13 protein-coding genes are annotated in these 16,671 nt (G+C 33.6%); 6 read left to right on the top strand and 7 right to left on the bottom strand.

Annotation, left to right across the window (positions count from 1 at the left end):
- Positions 1-16 precede the first annotated feature (16 nt).
- From lepA to pgsA, 6 genes are all read right to left on the bottom strand, one after another.
- The gene (gene lepA, locus GOY12_RS01450) at positions 17-1,813 is read right to left on the bottom strand and encodes a translation elongation factor 4 (protein ID WP_175818305.1); all 1,797 of its coding nucleotides are present in this window, start codon (positions 1,811-1,813) and stop codon (positions 17-19) included.
- 62 nt (positions 1,814-1,875) lie between these two features.
- Positions 1,876-3,270, bottom strand: a complete 1,395-nt coding sequence (locus GOY12_RS01445; RefSeq protein ID WP_175818304.1) for a malonyl-CoA decarboxylase — start codon at positions 3,268-3,270, stop codon at positions 1,876-1,878.
- A 2,304-nt stretch (positions 3,271-5,574) separates the two neighbouring features.
- Complete coding sequence (locus GOY12_RS01440; RefSeq protein WP_175818303.1) at positions 5,575-6,471, bottom strand: M23 family metallopeptidase; 897 nt, start codon at positions 6,469-6,471, stop codon at positions 5,575-5,577.
- Positions 6,472-6,474: 3 nt separating this feature from the next.
- Positions 6,475-7,215, bottom strand: a complete 741-nt coding sequence (locus GOY12_RS01435) for a YebC/PmpR family DNA-binding transcriptional regulator (RefSeq protein ID WP_175818302.1) — start codon at positions 7,213-7,215, stop codon at positions 6,475-6,477.
- Positions 7,216-7,261: 46 nt separating this feature from the next.
- Positions 7,262-7,999, bottom strand: a complete 738-nt coding sequence (locus GOY12_RS01430) for an outer membrane protein assembly factor BamD (RefSeq protein ID WP_175818301.1) — start codon at positions 7,997-7,999, stop codon at positions 7,262-7,264.
- Positions 8,000-9,033: 1,034 nt separating this feature from the next.
- A complete protein-coding gene (gene pgsA / locus GOY12_RS01425) occupies positions 9,034-9,576 on the bottom strand; it encodes a CDP-diacylglycerol--glycerol-3-phosphate 3-phosphatidyltransferase (protein ID WP_175818300.1) in 543 nt (180 codons plus the stop codon).
- A gap of 143 nt (positions 9,577-9,719) precedes the next feature.
- Between pgsA and GOY12_RS01420 the strand changes: the two genes are divergently transcribed.
- The 6 genes from GOY12_RS01420 (at position 9,720) to uvrB (ending at position 15,874) form a co-directional block, all read left to right on the top strand.
- Positions 9,720-11,039, top strand: a complete 1,320-nt coding sequence (locus GOY12_RS01420; RefSeq protein WP_175818699.1) for a malic enzyme-like NAD(P)-binding protein — start codon at positions 9,720-9,722, stop codon at positions 11,037-11,039.
- Positions 11,040-11,097: 58 nt separating this feature from the next.
- A complete protein-coding gene (locus GOY12_RS01415) occupies positions 11,098-11,316 on the top strand; it encodes a BolA/IbaG family iron-sulfur metabolism protein (protein ID WP_175818299.1) in 219 nt (72 codons plus the stop codon).
- 15 nt (positions 11,317-11,331) lie between these two features.
- Positions 11,332-11,655, top strand: coding sequence for a Grx4 family monothiol glutaredoxin (gene grxD, locus GOY12_RS01410; RefSeq protein ID WP_175818298.1), 324 nt, complete (start codon positions 11,332-11,334; stop codon positions 11,653-11,655).
- A gap of 207 nt (positions 11,656-11,862) precedes the next feature.
- On the top strand, positions 11,863-13,095 hold the full coding sequence (locus GOY12_RS01405) for a cytochrome b (RefSeq protein WP_175818297.1): 1,233 nt from the start codon (positions 11,863-11,865) through the stop codon (positions 13,093-13,095).
- Complete coding sequence (locus GOY12_RS01400; RefSeq protein ID WP_175818296.1) at positions 13,095-13,859, top strand: cytochrome c1; 765 nt, start codon at positions 13,095-13,097, stop codon at positions 13,857-13,859. Before GOY12_RS01405 ends, GOY12_RS01400 begins: the two co-directional genes overlap by 1 nt.
- A gap of 80 nt (positions 13,860-13,939) precedes the next feature.
- The gene (gene uvrB, locus GOY12_RS01395) at positions 13,940-15,874 is read left to right on the top strand and encodes an excinuclease ABC subunit UvrB (RefSeq protein WP_175818295.1); all 1,935 of its coding nucleotides are present in this window, start codon (positions 13,940-13,942) and stop codon (positions 15,872-15,874) included.
- 54 nt (positions 15,875-15,928) lie between these two features.
- Here the strand turns inward: uvrB and GOY12_RS01390 are convergent, their stop codons facing one another.
- Positions 15,929-16,669, bottom strand: a complete 741-nt coding sequence (locus GOY12_RS01390) for a putative folate metabolism gamma-glutamate ligase (RefSeq protein WP_175818294.1) — start codon at positions 16,667-16,669, stop codon at positions 15,929-15,931.
- Positions 16,670-16,671 lie beyond the last annotated feature (2 nt).

Genomic DNA, 16,671 nt, shown 5'->3' with positions numbered 1-16,671 from the left:
GTTATACTTCCATATACTAGTCATTTATTTTCAAAGCTTGAATAAAAGCACTATGTGGAATATTTATGCTTCCTATAGAATATAGCCTTTTCTTACCTTTTTTTTGTTTTTCTAAAAGCTTCATCCTTCGTGTTATATCTCCGCCATAGAGCTTAGTTGTCACATCCTTTCTGTACGGGTTAATCGTCTCTCTAGCAATAATTTTACCACCTACTGCTGCTTGAATCACAATTTTGTATTGCTGGCGCGGTATTAAACCCTTCAAACGAGAGCATATTTCTCGTCCCCTTTTTTCTATTCTACTTTTGTGAATAATGCATGCTAATGCATCGACTGATTCTCCATTGACTAAAAAACTCAGCTTATCTATTTGACTTTCCTGATAACCAGAAATTTCCCAATCTAAACTCGAGTATCCCTTAGAAATTGATTTCAGCCTATCATAAAAGTCAAAAATAACCTCAGACAGTGGCAACTTATATTTTAGTAATGCTGTTAATGTATTGCCAATATAATATAAATCTTTCTGTTCTCCCCTTCTCTCTTTACACAAAGAGAGAATTTCTCCCAAATATTGGTTAGGTGCCATTATGGTCGCAGTAACCCATGGTTCCTCTACCATTTTAATTTTTGTTGGATCTGGCATGTTACTAGAGTTATAAATATTCAGAACCTCTCCATTTTTTGTTATAACCCTATATATAACACTTGGTGCGGTTACTGTTAGGCTTAAATCAAATTCTCTCTCGAGCCTTTCTCGAATAACTTCAAGATGTAATATTCCTAAAAAACCACAACGAAATCCATAACCTAGCGCACTTGAAGTCTCAGTTTCAAAAGTAAAGCTTGTATCATTTAGGTGTAATTTCTTTAGCGCTTCTCTCAAATATTTAAAGCTACATGTTTTGTTAGGGAAAATACTACAAAATACAACAGGGTGCACCTCTTTAAAGCCTGGTAATGCCTCACCGCACGGTCTTTTCTCTTCAGTAATAGTGTCCCCTACTTTACAGTCTGCCACTTCTTTTATTGAAGCAGTTACAAAACCAACTTCACCTGCTGAGAGTTCACCAGTCATAATCTTCTTAGGAGTAAAAATGCCGATATCATTTACCTGATACGTAGCATTATTAGACATCATAATAATTCTCATACCTTTTTTCAGTACTCCATCCTTAACTCGCACTAAAATTATCACCCCCAAATAAGAATCATACCAACTATCAACTAAAATTGCTTGCAGTGGAGCATTTATGTCACCCTGTGGAGCTGGAAGCTTTGTTACTATTGCTTCCAATACATCCATTATTCCAAGTCCAGTTTTTGCCGATATTAAAATTGACTTACTTGCATCAATACCAATCAATTCCTTAACCTGAAGTCTCACCTTCTCTGGATCTGCAGCAGGAAGATCGACTTTATTGAGTACAACTATTATCTCATGATTATTATCAATTGCCTTATATACATTTGCAAGAGTCTGAGCTTCAACTCCCTGACTACTATCTACTACCAAGAGCGAACCTTCACACGCAGCTAAGCTTCGACTTACTTCATATGAAAAATCAACATGACCAGGAGTATCCATAAGATTTAAGCAATATTGATTACCATCATTTGCAGTATAGCTAAGTTTCACTGTCTGCGCTTTGATTGTAATTCCACGCTCACGTTCTATCTCCATTGAATCGAGCATTTGATCAGTCATTTCTCTCACCTCAAGGCCATTACATTTCTCTATTAAACGGTCAGCAAGCGTTGATTTCCCATGGTCTACATGCGCTATTATTGCAAAATTTCTTATTTTATTCATCAATCTGCTTACTTAAGTAGAACTTATTTTGCATTTTAAATAGTATTAAAACAATTATTTACTTATCCTTTCGATATGGATGACACCTGCCTTGCACAAGAAATCATTTTATTAACCATATAATTTTCGTGATTATTATCTATTTTAGATAATTCATATAAGTAATTTACCATCATACCAGCCGACTGACTAATGCCCTTTTCAGAAGTATCCGCCATCCAGTTCAGCTGCTTTATTGATGCACCATTACTCAAGTGAAAGTGTGCTACTTGGTCATAGGCACCGCCGTTATCGTTTTTAACCTTTAACAAGTAATATGCACAAAGCTTCAACAAGTATTGTTTCTCATATTCAATGTTAGTTCTTAATTGCTCTATGCTTTCTAAAATCTCTGTACTAGATTGTTTTATACCTAATTTCTCTAGCAAAGTAATATCCCGACTTAGGTTCCATTTTAGCCATTTTATAAAGCCAGGTATCGGAGAAAGCGTTGCATATGTTTTTATACTTTTAAACTCCTGCGACAGCTTTTCTACAACTCTTTTGATCAAAAAATTACCTAGACTAATTCCAGATAACCCTGCTTGAGTATTTGATATTGAATAGAATATAGCAGTATTTGCATTATTCGGATCACTTGAAGGCATTGACTCATCTAAAAGGTGTTGAATGCTATCTGCAATTTTATTCATTAACGCAACTTCTACAAAAATTAGAGGTTCATTTGGTATTTTATAATGAAAAAAGGTAAAACAGAGACGGTCAGAATCTAGCCTATTCTTTAGATCACCCCATGAAGAAATTTTGTGCACAGCTTCATATTTTATAAGTTTTTCTAACAATGATGCAGGTGAACCCCAAGTAATCTGACAAAGATCAAGTAAATCAACATCAACCCAGGAAAGAAGTATGCTTTTTAGTTCACTTTCTAATCGATTGAGCTCCTTATATTGATTCCTCAACTTAAGTACATCAGAACGCATATCAACAATAAATTTGAGTCCTTCTGGCAAAGAGATAAATTGCTTTAGTATTTTAGAACGCGGTGATTCAAGAACTTTTATCAAGTCTTGTTCAAATTTATAGTCTAACTCAGAATTCCTATTCTCATAGTATCCTTTTATTTTCTCATCTACTTCTACCTTACTCGTGTTAAATTTTTCTGCTAGAGTTTGCAAAAACCTTATTTTACCTTTTTCTGATAAACTTAAATACAAGTTACCAAGAGATACAGTGTTTTTACGTGCTGAAACTTCTCCTCCCCTTGGATTTAAGCACTCACTCATCTTCAAAACCAGACTACTGATATCGCGACTATTATCTAAATCAGGACCAATATTACCAATCCATGACCTCACAGCATCTGTTACTTCACCCAGTATCTTTAAAAAGCCTCTCGCCGCTTTCTTATCTCCAACTTGCGCTACATCAGTTTTTACTAACAATTCTTTCACCATAGACTTTTTCTACCACATATACATACTAAACCAAAGAAAAATCTTAGTCTATACAGGAGGTATCATCATTAAATTATCAGTAGTTCTATGGTGTAATTGATTAATGTGCCAATAAGGGCAATACCATAACAGAAACAAAGAAAAGTCTAACTGCTATATTAAAAGTCGAGGTGCTATCTATATCAACTACACCAAAATAAACCATTAACTGACAGCTATAACTCAAGACAAGCAGTTATATATACCAGTCGAATAATTTATTAAAATTTATACTTGAATCTCAAGATAGCAAAAATAGAATAAATAGAAATGTTAGACTATTAATTACTGTTTCCGAGAAGCTCAAAAATCACTATAGAGAGAGTAATAAGAACCTGTTTTGACATTATCAAAGAATATTTTCAAAAATTTTGCTAAAAATTTAGATCTAAATCTAAAGTAAAGACACAAACGAAATATAGTTTTAAGAAATTAATCAAAAGTGATAGATTCACAGCAATTAAGGAACATAATTCATATACTCTATTCCAGATTTAAAATATTAGAATTCAACAATTTTTAGACTGAAGCTTGTACCAAATAGCCAAATTTCTTTAATCAGATAAAAAAGATTACCTCCGCATACTCAAAACCACTATACTAACAGCAAAGATATTTCAGAACTCTCAAAACTTATCTCTGTCTACAAGTTTCCTATCTAAGCAACCAAGTTCAGTAAAGGGTACAGCAGCATACCCATGCAAGTAGGTGCAGAAGTACACATATATCTCTGCCACGCACACTTACCTTTTTTCTATTTTTAGCTACACTTATTATTAAGCTTAATCCTTTTTATAGGTTTAAGTGTTATATACATTAAAAACACAGAAAACGCCATTAATTTTTAACATTAGACAGCAAAATTTCATGCACCTTAGATTAACACAGTTTTTACCTTTTTTTACTTAGCAAATCTTTGTTTCACTTTTTAATTTTATACCCCAACATCATCTATCGCTTCCAAATAAATCACTGTCAAACATATACACCATTATTTATCTTTACGAATAACCTATCGTTTAAACTTCGATTAAAGCAAGAATTCTTTCTTGAAAAAGTAAGCTGAGATATAGTTTCCATTTAAATCCTTTAGTTGATATTTGAGCTTTTAGTACTGAGCTAGGTAATACCTTTTTAAAAGATGTATTCTTTTATGGAAAGTAAAATACATCTGCACCGAGAAAAACGCCAATATTTTGTAGTATTATAGTCAATAGCTACTGTTTCTAAATTAGCTTTTTTCCCTTCACTACAATAATAATAGATGTATCCAATCTTAAAAATGAGGTGAACCAGGTACTTCCTTATTGAACATACAATAGAATATGATACTGATATATATTCTACAAGTGTAGAACATAATTATTACATGCCTAATGTAAATTGAGTATCGTAATACATTCTTGAACAACTGATTTGAAACTAGTTACTGATCCAGAAATGCTGCTTAGCAGCATAGAAATTAAGCCCTAGTATGTACATAGCCAATCTAAGATAATGAATAAAACAAGACAGATTTACCAGTATATGCACCCATAAGTAAATCTAGTAACATATGTTATATGTTACTTAAGTTACTAGAGTAATTATCCAATAAAAGATGTAATCAACATAGTGAAGCCTAAGTATTCTTTAATACTTATGTACATATATTCCACCCATACTTGCTTTAGTAATAGCAAGCCTAAAGGGGGAGTACTTTTGTACTCTCAGCTTTTTTTTAGAATATCCTTAACGTACATATTCTATTATATATATAAAACTGTTAGTTTGCTAGTCCACATACTTGCTGTGCTTCTATGCTAATTAGAGTCTAATCTAATTTTTAGGTGTATATCTTGCTAATTTTCTATCATTGAGTCACTTTACACAAAAAAGAATTTGTTAGTAACTAATATTATAATATATCATATAATGTACACTTACTCTCCTCACTATTAAAACCTCTACTGGATCCCGTCTACATCATTCACTTTATTTTTCTATGTCAATATTTTAAAATTTAAGAGAAATAACGTGCATGTGTAAGTAGAATTGTAATATATATTCTAAATTTAAAATAAGTTCTAATATAAACCAAGAAATCTCATCACTCTTGCTTTGCAGGATTATTAATAAGAACCACTACTGAAATAATAACAACTCCAAATATAACTGTACTACCGTACACCAAAGGCACTAGTAGGATTACTTTAAATACTACCAGTATAAGAAAACAGAGTTGACTTAATTTCTACCATTTTAGTACACTTGTCTGCCTGCCTTTTAAACTTCTTTTTTACTTAAACCTTCTTTATTGATTGCGTTATCTATCTTATTCACAAATAGTTTAAACTCCTTTAATTCATGATCAATTAACCTTATTTCGCTTTTATGTACTACTGTAAGCGGATCAATATACTTACCATTGTATATGATCTCATAGTGCAAATGGGGCCCTGTTGCGGCACCAGTGCTACCAACATAAGCGATAACCTGCCCCTGCTTTACTGTGGAGCCTAACTTTATATCACCGTTAAATTTGCTTATGTGAGCGTAGCAGGTTGAATATCCATTCTCATGTTTTATTTTAATATATTTACCATATCCTCCATTATTTCCTATATATTCTATCACACCTTCTGCGACAGCATGTATACGAGCACCAAATTTAGCTGCATAATCTACCCCTTTGTGAAAAATAATTTTACCGTAAATAGGGTGCTTTCTATTGCCAAATTTCGAGGATACATAAAAATCTCCATTTAAAGGACTTACAAAAGTTTTGCCATCTCTTAAGCTTATTCCCTCCTCATTAAAATAACTTTCTTTACCGTTTTGTGATTTATAATGATACAAACAAGTAGCCTTTTTGTTTGTTGTCAATGAAGTGTATAAAATCTTTTCTCCAGTTTTTCGGTCATTAAGCGATCTCTCAAAAAGAACTTTCAAATTACTTTCTGGTACAATGTCCTTTTCAAAGTTTGAATCAAAACTTTTATATATGTCGATTAACTTCATTACTGTACTTGGAGCTAACCCCTGTTCAATCCCCGTAGTAAAAAAAGAAGACTTTATGTCACTAGATATTAGCAAGATCTCTTTATTATTGCTTTGCGTTTTAGAGGCATGCAAACTGAATATTGGTAAAGTATAAAACAACATAAGTATTATCAGCCTCATAGCTTAAATAGAATCAGAAAAAGTAAAATTACCCTCAACATACTGTACATCACTATTATCTTCTAGCTCCTCAATTAACATAGATAATTTATTAATTAACTTTTTATCACTAACTTTAACTAGATCCTTTGGTTGCCATGAAAGCCGAGCAAGCTCTGGCTCTCCAAATTTTGCATAGAAAGCATCACGTACTCTACCAAAATCTTCTACTTTACAGGTTATAACATATAACCTCTCCCTATTATCTTCTTCAACATCTAACACCTCTAATTCTATTCCATAACTAAATAGGTCTTCAAAATTTACACCCTCTGCTTTATAGGTGATCAGCCCTACGTGATTAAAAAGGTAACTAACATCACCCGTTTCTCCTAAATTTCCACCTTTGCGAGAGAAAATATAACGCACCTTAGAGATAGTTCGATTACGGTTATTCGTTAGAGCATGCACAATGAGTGCAGTACCAGAAGGCCCATAGCCTTCATATTGTACTTCCTCATAATTCTCTCCTGTAACACTACCAGTTGCGCTCCTTATTGCTGTTTTTATTTTATCTTTTGGCAAGTTCTCCCTGCGTGCAGTAGACACAACAGAACGAAGACGTGGGTTAAGCTCAGGATTAGGTAATCCTTGCCTTGCAATAACCATTATCTCTCTAATGAGCCTTGTAAATTTTTGAGAGCGTCTTACATCCCGTGTGCCTTTCCGATGTTTTATGTTTGAAAATTGTGAGTGACCAGCCATATTTAAATAATTAAAAATCTGATTATATACCAAGGCATAGAGAAAACTAAAATAAATTTTCAGACTTGCTGTTTTTATGTGGCACTCCACTTTTTCTGTTCAGATTTTCTGCCAATAGACTTTCATATTGTTGAACTTCTAGGTTAAGGCCGAGAGCTGAATGGGCTGTTATTAAGTAGCCAATAGATTTAGGAAAACAATTAGAATCTTTATTACTTATTACATTTTGAAAACGCTTAATCGCCGCTAAATATTCACCACGCCTCAAATAAAACCTGCCAATAGAATATTCTTTTTCTAACATGTGCTCTGTCACTAGCTTTACTTTCCCTTTTACCTCCTCTGTATATATACTGTTTGGAAAGAAGTTAATGTACTCAGTAGCCAAGTCCAAAGTTTTGTATGCAGCTTGTTGTCCAAGTCGCACTTTATGAATTTGCATGTAATAAGATAGTACCCTTAAGTAATATACATACGGTAAATCCTCACCATTTGAATAGGTCTGTATATAATTATCCATATCATTTGCGGCATTAGTATAGTCACCCATGTTATAGTGAGAAACACCAGATAATAATCTGGCTTTCATTGCTATATAAGAAAAAGGGTACAAGTCTTCGATTTTCTGAAATGCCCTAATAGCTTGTTTGTATTTTTTCTGGTCGAAAAGTTTAACTGCCTCTTCATATAGTTCAGTTTCATTAGGTTCATAACCATTTGCGTAGGACTGCACAAAAGAGGAAATCAGAAGAACAAAACACGTAATTAAAGTCTTATAATACATAAGATTTTTTTCGACTAAAATACAGTATAGACCAAATGCTATATAAATAAATAGATTTCTATGACTCTCAAAACCACTAAGCAGTAGAAAATCATATCATTAGTCCCCTTATGCACCTATCATTATCTCCTAAATTTGAAACAGTGCTGTACCCTTTAAAACACATTTTTCTACTTTTGACTTCCTTAGTATTTCTTAACTGTAGAAATAACTGTAGAAATATATAGTCAACATTCATACAATCATAAAAAGCATAGTATCTACTAAATCTAAAGTAATTCTAACAACAGAGCTTAATGAAGATATCAATGTCAAACCTATCCTTTTCACTTATTAAGAAAACAGAAATATCAGCAAGCGCTAATTCAGCAGTAGACATATTGCTAATTTTCACACTCATTAAAAATAAAAGACTGTAAAAAAGCAATCACAACAAGAAATAAAACTGTATCCTCTGTCGCTCTAAGTAAAATAGATCAAACACTCACTTACATTAGAAAAATTATGCTTCTTCCTTTTTTTCTATTTCTTCCCCATTTTCAATATCCTCAATTCTAGTTCTTTTTTCACTATCTTTTTATTATCATAAATAAATATAATATAAAAATTAAGAGATAAGGCTATAAAGATAATATAGTATAGCTTAGTGCTGCACTATTTATAACCATCAACAATACCTGACCAGATATATTATCTTCCTAGTTCAACAGCCATTTCTCAACAATGCAAATAAGATCATTATGATCAACAATATGTATTATTTACACAGCTTCCTTTTTCAGCACTAGTAGTTTTTTGTTTAAGCTCCTTCTTTTAATATTAAATAATTCTTGTTTGTACCTTTCTCTTTAAACTTCTTCATCAATTGTCAGATAAAAGCCATGAAAAAAAATCTTTAGCAGAAAACTTAGCCCTAAAGCTATAAGTCAAATAACTCTATTAGACTACAAATCAATGTATTATATAGAATCTTGATTACCCAGCCAAGTTTGCTCAAATCTCAATTTATTTACATATTAATTTTCTTAAGAAACTCAGCTAGTCTGTTTAATCCCAGTCAAAATATAACTATAGCCTGACCATACAGTTATAACAGCTGCAATCCACAGGCAAGTTATACCTATACGTTGAACCATTTCATAATTATTCACTATTAGTGCTACAACAGCAACCATTTGTAAAAATGTTTTGATTTTTCCAATTTTGCTGACAGGCAAGCTAGCATTTGCAGCTATCAAAAACTCCCGTAAGCCAGAAACTAATATCTCTCTACAAACAATTATAACTGAAGGTATTACTGTAAAATCATTTATCTTATGTTTATAAACTAGCATGATTATTGTTGAAACTACTATTAATTTATCAGCAATTGGATCAAACAGCCTGCCAAATTTTGACTGTACTTTCCATGCACGTGCTAGGTAACCATCAAAAAAATCTGTAATGCATGCAAATACAAAAATTGATATTGTTATTAAGTTTGCATATTTATTTTCTATATAAAAACTTAGTATTATTGCTGGTATTGCAAGCGCACGAGAAATTGTCAACAAATTAGGCAAGTTTTTCTTAAGCATGCAATGTAATTTTAATGCAGTACAGTAAACTTATACAGAAGTGAGGTACAATTCACAAGCTAATAGTTTACAATTGAACATTTACAAAAACTCCATATACTTAAAAATTTACTAACCATGAGATCAAAATATAAGATATAATGATGAACAGTGATTTAGATAGTATTACAAAACAAGAAGCACTCAAATACCATAACAAAGGGAATAACCCTGGTAAAATATCTATCCTGCCAACAAAGCCCTTATCTACTCAGTATGACTTATCGCTTGCTTATTCCCCTGGAGTTGCAGCCCCATGCCTTGAAATAGCTAAAAATCCTGAAGTCGTCTATGATTATACAACAAAAAGTAACTGCGTTGCTGTCATTTCAAATGGTACTGCAGTGCTCGGGCTTGGCAACATTGGTCCTCTTGCCTCGAAACCTGTTATGGAAGGCAAAGCTGTTTTATTCAAGCGCTTTGCTGATATTGATGCAGTTGATATAGAAGTTGATACAGAAGATATAGAAAGTTTTATCAATGCAATAAGATACCTTGGACCAAGTTGGGGAGGAATAAATTTAGAGGATATAAGATCTCCTGACTGTTTCATAATAGAAAAACGTCTAAATGAATTAATGGATATTCCAGTATTTCACGATGACCAGCACGGAACTGCAGTGGTTGTTGCAGCAGGTATAGAAAATGCTCTTGATATTGCAAGAAAGAAACTAGAGAACGTCAAGATCATCATAAATGGTGCTGGGGCAGCTGGTATTGCATGTTTAGAAATATTAAGGTACATGGGCGCTAAAACCATAGTACTGTGTGATAAGAAAGGAGTAATATACAAGGACAGAAAAGAGGACATGAACAAGTGGAAGGAAAAATATGCAACCGATACTAAAGAACGTTCTCTACTTGATGCAATAAAAGACGCTGACGTATTTATCGGATTATCTGTAAAAAATGTGCTTAATGAAGAGATGTTAAAAAGCATGAGTAAAGATCCGATTATTTTTGCCCTTGCTAACCCTGACCCAGAAGTAAGGCCTGAGCTCGCAAAAGCTGTAAGACCAGATGCAATAATCGCAACTGGTAGATCAGACTACAATAACCAAGTTAATAATGTAATGGGATTCCCTTATATATTCAGGGGAGCACTTGATGTACACGCAACAGTAATAAATAATGAAATGAAGATTGCAGCTGCAGATGCAATAGCAAAGCTTGCACATAAACCAGTTCCTGATGAGATATCCGCAGCTTATGGTAATCGTAAAATGGGCTATGGGCGTGAATATATAATACCTACCCCATTTGACCCAAGATTAATTTCAATAGTCTCTCCTGCCGTTGCAAAAGCTGCAGTATACTCAGGTGTCGCCAGGAAGGTAATACAGGATTGGAATAAATATGAAAGCCAATTAAAATCTCGTCTTGTGAATGCTCTCAGCACACTGAATTTATTATCTTCCCAGTAATTAATTGCATATAGTCGTTTTAGATTTATAATATAAATATTGTATTCAAAGTAAATTAATGGTTATCACAATTCATGAATTAGAGAAAATCATCAAGCAATCATTTCCAGATGCTGATATAGAGATTAATGACCCTGTTGGAGATAGTAATCATTATCATTTAAAAATAATTTCCAAGTATTTTCTTGGGAAAACAAAAGTGGAACAGCATAAAATGGTATATAAGGCCCTAAAAGGCCAGTCAATACATGCGTTGCAACTAGAAACCAGTGCTTAGATTGAGGTGATACTTATGAATAATTTTGAACAAATAAAAAAAGATATAATGGAAAATGATGTGGTATTGTACATGAAAGGTACTTCTGATTTCCCTCAATGCGGGTTCTCTGGGCTCGTTGTATCAATTCTTAAAAGATTAAATGTTAACTTTAAATATATTAATGTACTAGAAAATAATCAAGTACGTCAGACTATAAAAGAGTTTTCTGATTGGCCAACGATTCCGCAATTGTATATAAAGGGAGAGTTTATAGGTGGTTGTGATATCACCCGTGAAATGTATGAAAAAGGTGAGCTACAAAGCCTACTAAGAGAAAAAAAAATCATTACGAGATAAAGAATGATTTATGAAAGAAGAGGATATTACCTAAATAGCTAACCGGTATTTCTACGATACTGTTCAAGTAACACTTATACGTGTACTAGAGAGTAAAATTGCTTGCAATTTTTGATGCGGTTAGGTCTGATCTCCTAATTTAAAGTTTTTATTGTTTACAGAAGATAAATTGCTACAATAGGCAAATTAGAGATAGAAAAAACTTTTATGCAAGATGATACTAAAAAATACACAATAATAAAAGAAGAAAAAAGCTTATTAGATTGGATAGAATATAGGTTACCTGTATTCTCTTTTTTAAAACATATCGCTTCTTACCAAGTGCCAAAAAATCTAAATTACGCTTGGAATTTTGGTTCTTTAGCTGGCATAGCGCTAATTCTGCAAATAATAACAGGTATATTTCTCGCTATGCACTATACTCCGCATGTCGATCATGCATTTAACAGTGTAGAGCACATAATGCGTGATGTAAACTATGGATGGTTAATACGCTACACTCATGCTGTTGGGGCTTCACTCTTTTTCATGGTGGTATATATTCACATAATGCGCGGATTATATTATGGATCTTATAAGAAGCCACGAGAGATGGTATGGTTTATTGGTATATTCATATTTTTTATAATGATGGCAACGGCCTTTATGGGGTACGTTCTTCCTTGGGGACAAATGAGTTTTTGGGGTGCGACAGTTATAACTAACTTATTTTCAGCTGTACCTTTAATTGGTGATAAAATAGTTATATGGTTATGGGGCAGTTTTTCTGTTGACAACTCAACACTTAATCGTTTTTTTGCTCTACATTATCTTCTGCCTTTCATTATTATCGCTTTAGCTACCTTACATATTATTGCCCTGCATAGGTTTGGCTCTGGTAACCCAAGTGGAATAGAAGTGAAATCAGATAAAGATACCATCCCACTCTATCCTTATTACATAGTCAAAGATTGTACAACTTTTGGTCTATTTTTCATAATTTTGTTTGTGCTTGTTTTCTATGCCCCTAATTATCTTGGGCATCCAGACAATTATGTAGAAGCTGATTCTATGGCTACTCCAGTGCATATAGTACCAGAATGGTATTTTTTACCTTTCTATGCAATGTTACGCTCAATTCCAAGTAAATTTATTGGTGTGCTTACCATGTTTGGATCTATTTTAGTATGGTTCCTGTTACCTTGGCTTGATAAAGCAAAAGTTAAAAGTGGTGCTTACCGTCCATTATTTAAAGTTTTTTTTTGGGTCTTCGCAGTAAATTTTGCATTTCTTGCTTGGCTCGGGGGGCAGAAAGTAAAAGAACCTTATATCACACTAAGTAGACTTTCCACTCTCTACTATTTTTTATACTTTACAGTAATTTTGCCACTACTTAGTAAGTACGAAAAGCCAGTAGAACTACCAAAAACTATAAGTGATTCCGTTCTGGAGACAAAATAATGCTAGTGAAAAATATGTTTGCTGTGTTTTGTGTATTGTCTCTTGCTAACCTTGCATGTGCAGAAGAATTCAAACCATCAACCAATAAGAAAATGAACTGGAGTTTTAATGGAATTACTGGGTCCTTTGACAGAGAGTCAATTCAGCGTGGTTATAAAGTATATAAAGAAGTTTGTGCTGCTTGCCATTCAATGAATAGAGTAGCATTCCGTAACTTGCAAGATGCCGGTTTTTCTGAAGAAGACGTAAAACAGATTGCAGCTTCTTACCAAGTTAAAGATGGTCCAAATGATCTAGGAGAAATGTTCTACAGACCTGGAATACCTTCAGATTACTTTATTGCACCTTTTAATACAAAAGAAGCAGCTGCAGCAAGCAACAATGGTGCAGTTCCACCTGATTTATCACTAATTGTTAAAGCAAGGCACGGCGGTGCAAATTATGTCTATTCACTTTTAACCGGCTATCAAAACGGTGAGCACGACGAAAACAATTTATATTTTAATCCATACTTTCCAACAGGCAAATTAGCTATGGCACCACCGCTCTCCGAAGGAATTGTAAAATATGATGATGCAAGACAAGCTACAGTTGAAAATATGGCATATGACGTAGTAAATTTTTTACAATGGGCAGCAGAGCCAGAATTGGAATACAGGCACAAACTTGGATTTAAAGTAGTGGCGTATTTTATAATCTTGACAATACTTTTTATATTAACCAACAATAGGATTTGGAGTAAACTTTATAAAAATAAAAAATAGACCTTCTTAGGCACTCACTTTTATACTTTATTTATAATAATAAGTGTATTAATAATAAAGTATATAAAATCACAAGGGTTATGGAATTTCAAATTGTTACACATTTCAAACCAGCTGGAGATCAACCACAGGCAATTGACAGTTTAGTTGCAGGATTAAACAATAACAAAAGAGACCAAGTTTTGCTTGGAGTTACTGGCTCTGGAAAAACTTTCACCATGGCAAATGTTATTGCAAGAACAAATAGGCCTGCATTAATTATGGCACACAATAAAACTTTAGCAGCACAACTTTATGAAGAAATGAGGGGATTTTTTCCCTATAATGCTGTTGAATACTTCATTTCCTACTATGATTATTATCAGCCTGAGGCTTATTCACCGCAAACTGACACTTATATTGAAAAGGACTCTACAATCAACGAAAGAATTGATATGCTACGTTATTCTGCTATCTGTTCTCTTTTGGAGCGCAGGGACACAATCATAGTCGCCAGCGTTTCCTGCATATATGGTCTTAGTTCGCCTAAAAGCTACATGAATATGACTATATTCTTAAGTGTCGGAGATAAAATTTGTGTTAATGATTTCCTGAGTAACCTAGCTGATCTTCAATATAAACGCTCTGATATCAGATTTGCACGAGGATATTTCAGAGTGCGTGGAGATATTATTGATATTTTCCCTGCTTGTTATGAAAACAAAGCTTGGCGTTTATCACTACTTGGCAATAAAATAGAAAAAATCTCTGAAATTGATGCCATAACTGGTAATATTATTAAACATGTAGACAAAATCACCGTTTTTCCAAACAGCTATCACATCACACCACGTGAGACTCTATTAAAGTCAGTTAAGCTGATTAAAGAAGAACTGCATGAACGCCTGGATTATTACTACTCACAAAATAAACTTGTTGAAGCAAAACGTCTTGAGCAGCGTACTAATTTTGATATCGAAATGATGGTAACAACTGGAACATGTAAAGGTATTGAAAATTATTCACGTTATCTCTATGGAATAGAAGCTGGATATCCACCACCTACTTTGTTTGAATATTTACCTAAAGGTGTAATTTTATTCGTTGATGAAAGTCATGTTACCGTTCCTCAAATTGGTGCAATGTACAGCGGTAATGAGGCACGTAAAAAAAAATTAGTTGATTACGGCTTTAGACTCCCTTCTGCTTTTGATAATCGTCCACTAACATTCGAAGAGTGGGAAGCAGTACGGCCGCAGACTATTTACATTTCAGCTACCCCTGGAAAATATGAGTTAGGAAAAACCAATAATGTATTTATAGAACAAGTTATCCGTCCAACAGGGCTTACAGACCCAATTTGTATCATAAAATCAACAGAAAACCAGGTTGATAATGTAATTCATGAGGCACAACTGACAATAAATAATGGATTTTGTGTTTTAATTACTACATTAACAAAAAAAATGGCTGAAAAGTTAGCTGACCACATGAGTGAGCTAAATATAAAGGTAAGTTACTTACACTCAGATATCGGCGCATTGGAAAGAATTGACATTATACATAAATTAAGGTCAAAAGAAATAGATGTACTAGTTGGCGTTAACTTGCTACGTGAAGGTCTTGATATTCCGGAGTGTGGCTTAGTTGCAATTTTGGATGCTGATAAAGAAGGATTTTTACGGTCAGAAACTTCATTCATTCAAACGATAGGGCGTGCTGCACGCAATGCTGAAGGTAGGGCAATTTTATATGCAGATAAAATAACTGGCTCCTTGAACCGCGCATTAAGGGAAACTGAAAGAAGAAGAAAGAAACAACAGAAATATAATACTCTACACAATATTACACCAAAAACTATAACAAAAACTATATCCAATACCTTACAAAACAAAATAGCAGCTGAGGAAGGTATCAATATTAGTAACATCGATCTAAGAAACTTAAAGAAGCAGATGCTAAAACATGCTGAGAATCTAGAGTTTGAAGAGGCAGCAAAAATAAGGAATATTATCAAAAGACTTAATAAAATATGATATAAAAGATAAAGTCAAGCTATATTGCCCTAAGTTTCATAAATTTTTTTTAAATTATTCTCCATTCTTTAACCACTTAACTCTCATGAAGAGAGGAGAATAAAGGTCTTTTTGTATTGATATCTTAACATTTTTCTCCTCTTCTATAGTTGGCAGGCGGGTAACAAAGCGAGCTCTTGGCACATTCTTAATTAGCGCTAGCGGTGTTCGCTCTGCACCTTCTCCCATAACTAAAACAGCAGAAGTTGCTAGAGCATCAAGAAGATTGACCTGTGTTACCTGGAGTAGCTTGTTATAAAGATCTGGCTTGCCTATATAAGAATAATGTGGTTCAAATCCACACCAACCAAGAGAAATCCCTGTAACCCCAAGGCGCATAGGCGCTATATTACTATCTGTAATTAAAATACCAAGATGTTTTATACAGTGTTTTGCTCTAAGGTAGCTCCATAATGACGCAGCAGTTTTCTGAACATCTTTTGGATATAGAATATACATTCCATCACCATTTGATTCATCAATACCAGCAGACGGAATTAAGGTATCATCTTTGATTGTTAAGTAAACCCCAAGCTGGTAACCTATATCAGCAATTGCATCAGCTTCCTTTCTGATTAGCTCTTCTTTAGAACAAGCAGTTTTGCAGATTACTCGTCCTTGGCAAATGGAAACGATTTTTGATGCAATAGCAAGTACAACCTTTTCTTCCAATAACTTCGAAATATAGCAATCAAGAATTTTCTCTAATGCCTCACCGTGTTGAATCAGGTGGGTACAAATCGCTTCAACATGCATAT

The sequence above is a fragment of the Wolbachia endosymbiont of Dirofilaria (Dirofilaria) immitis genome (assembly GCF_013365455.1).
GTDB lineage: Bacteria > Pseudomonadota > Alphaproteobacteria > Rickettsiales > Anaplasmataceae > Wolbachia.
The sequence above is the reverse complement of the archived record's forward strand: the minus strand, read 5'-3'. Positions and strand labels throughout refer to the sequence as shown.

Bases quoted from the DNA above. Each gene is read 5' to 3' on its own strand.
- lepA (WP_175818305.1), bottom strand. From the start codon at position 1,813: ATGAATAAAATAAGAAATTTTGCAATAATAGCGCATGTAGACCATGGG.
- GOY12_RS01445 (WP_175818304.1), bottom strand. From the start codon at position 3,270: ATGGTGAAAGAATTGTTAGTAAAAACTGATGTAGCGCAAGTTGGAGAT.
- GOY12_RS01440 (WP_175818303.1), bottom strand. From the start codon at position 6,471: ATGAGGCTGATAATACTTATGTTGTTTTATACTTTACCAATATTCAGT.
- GOY12_RS01435 (WP_175818302.1), bottom strand. From the start codon at position 7,215: ATGGCTGGTCACTCACAATTTTCAAACATAAAACATCGGAAAGGCACA.
- GOY12_RS01430 (WP_175818301.1), bottom strand. From the start codon at position 7,999: ATGTATTATAAGACTTTAATTACGTGTTTTGTTCTTCTGATTTCCTCT.
- pgsA (WP_175818300.1), bottom strand. From the start codon at position 9,576: ATGCTTAAGAAAAACTTGCCTAATTTGTTGACAATTTCTCGTGCGCTT.
- GOY12_RS01420 (WP_175818699.1), top strand. From the start codon at position 9,720: ATGAACAGTGATTTAGATAGTATTACAAAACAAGAAGCACTCAAATAC.
- GOY12_RS01415 (WP_175818299.1), top strand. From the start codon at position 11,098: ATGGTTATCACAATTCATGAATTAGAGAAAATCATCAAGCAATCATTT.
- grxD (WP_175818298.1), top strand. From the start codon at position 11,332: ATGAATAATTTTGAACAAATAAAAAAAGATATAATGGAAAATGATGTG.
- GOY12_RS01405 (WP_175818297.1), top strand. From the start codon at position 11,863: ATGCAAGATGATACTAAAAAATACACAATAATAAAAGAAGAAAAAAGC.
- GOY12_RS01400 (WP_175818296.1), top strand. From the start codon at position 13,095: ATGCTAGTGAAAAATATGTTTGCTGTGTTTTGTGTATTGTCTCTTGCT.
- uvrB (WP_175818295.1), top strand. From the start codon at position 13,940: ATGGAATTTCAAATTGTTACACATTTCAAACCAGCTGGAGATCAACCA.
- GOY12_RS01390 (WP_175818294.1), bottom strand. From the start codon at position 16,669: ATGCATGTTGAAGCGATTTGTACCCACCTGATTCAACACGGTGAGGCA.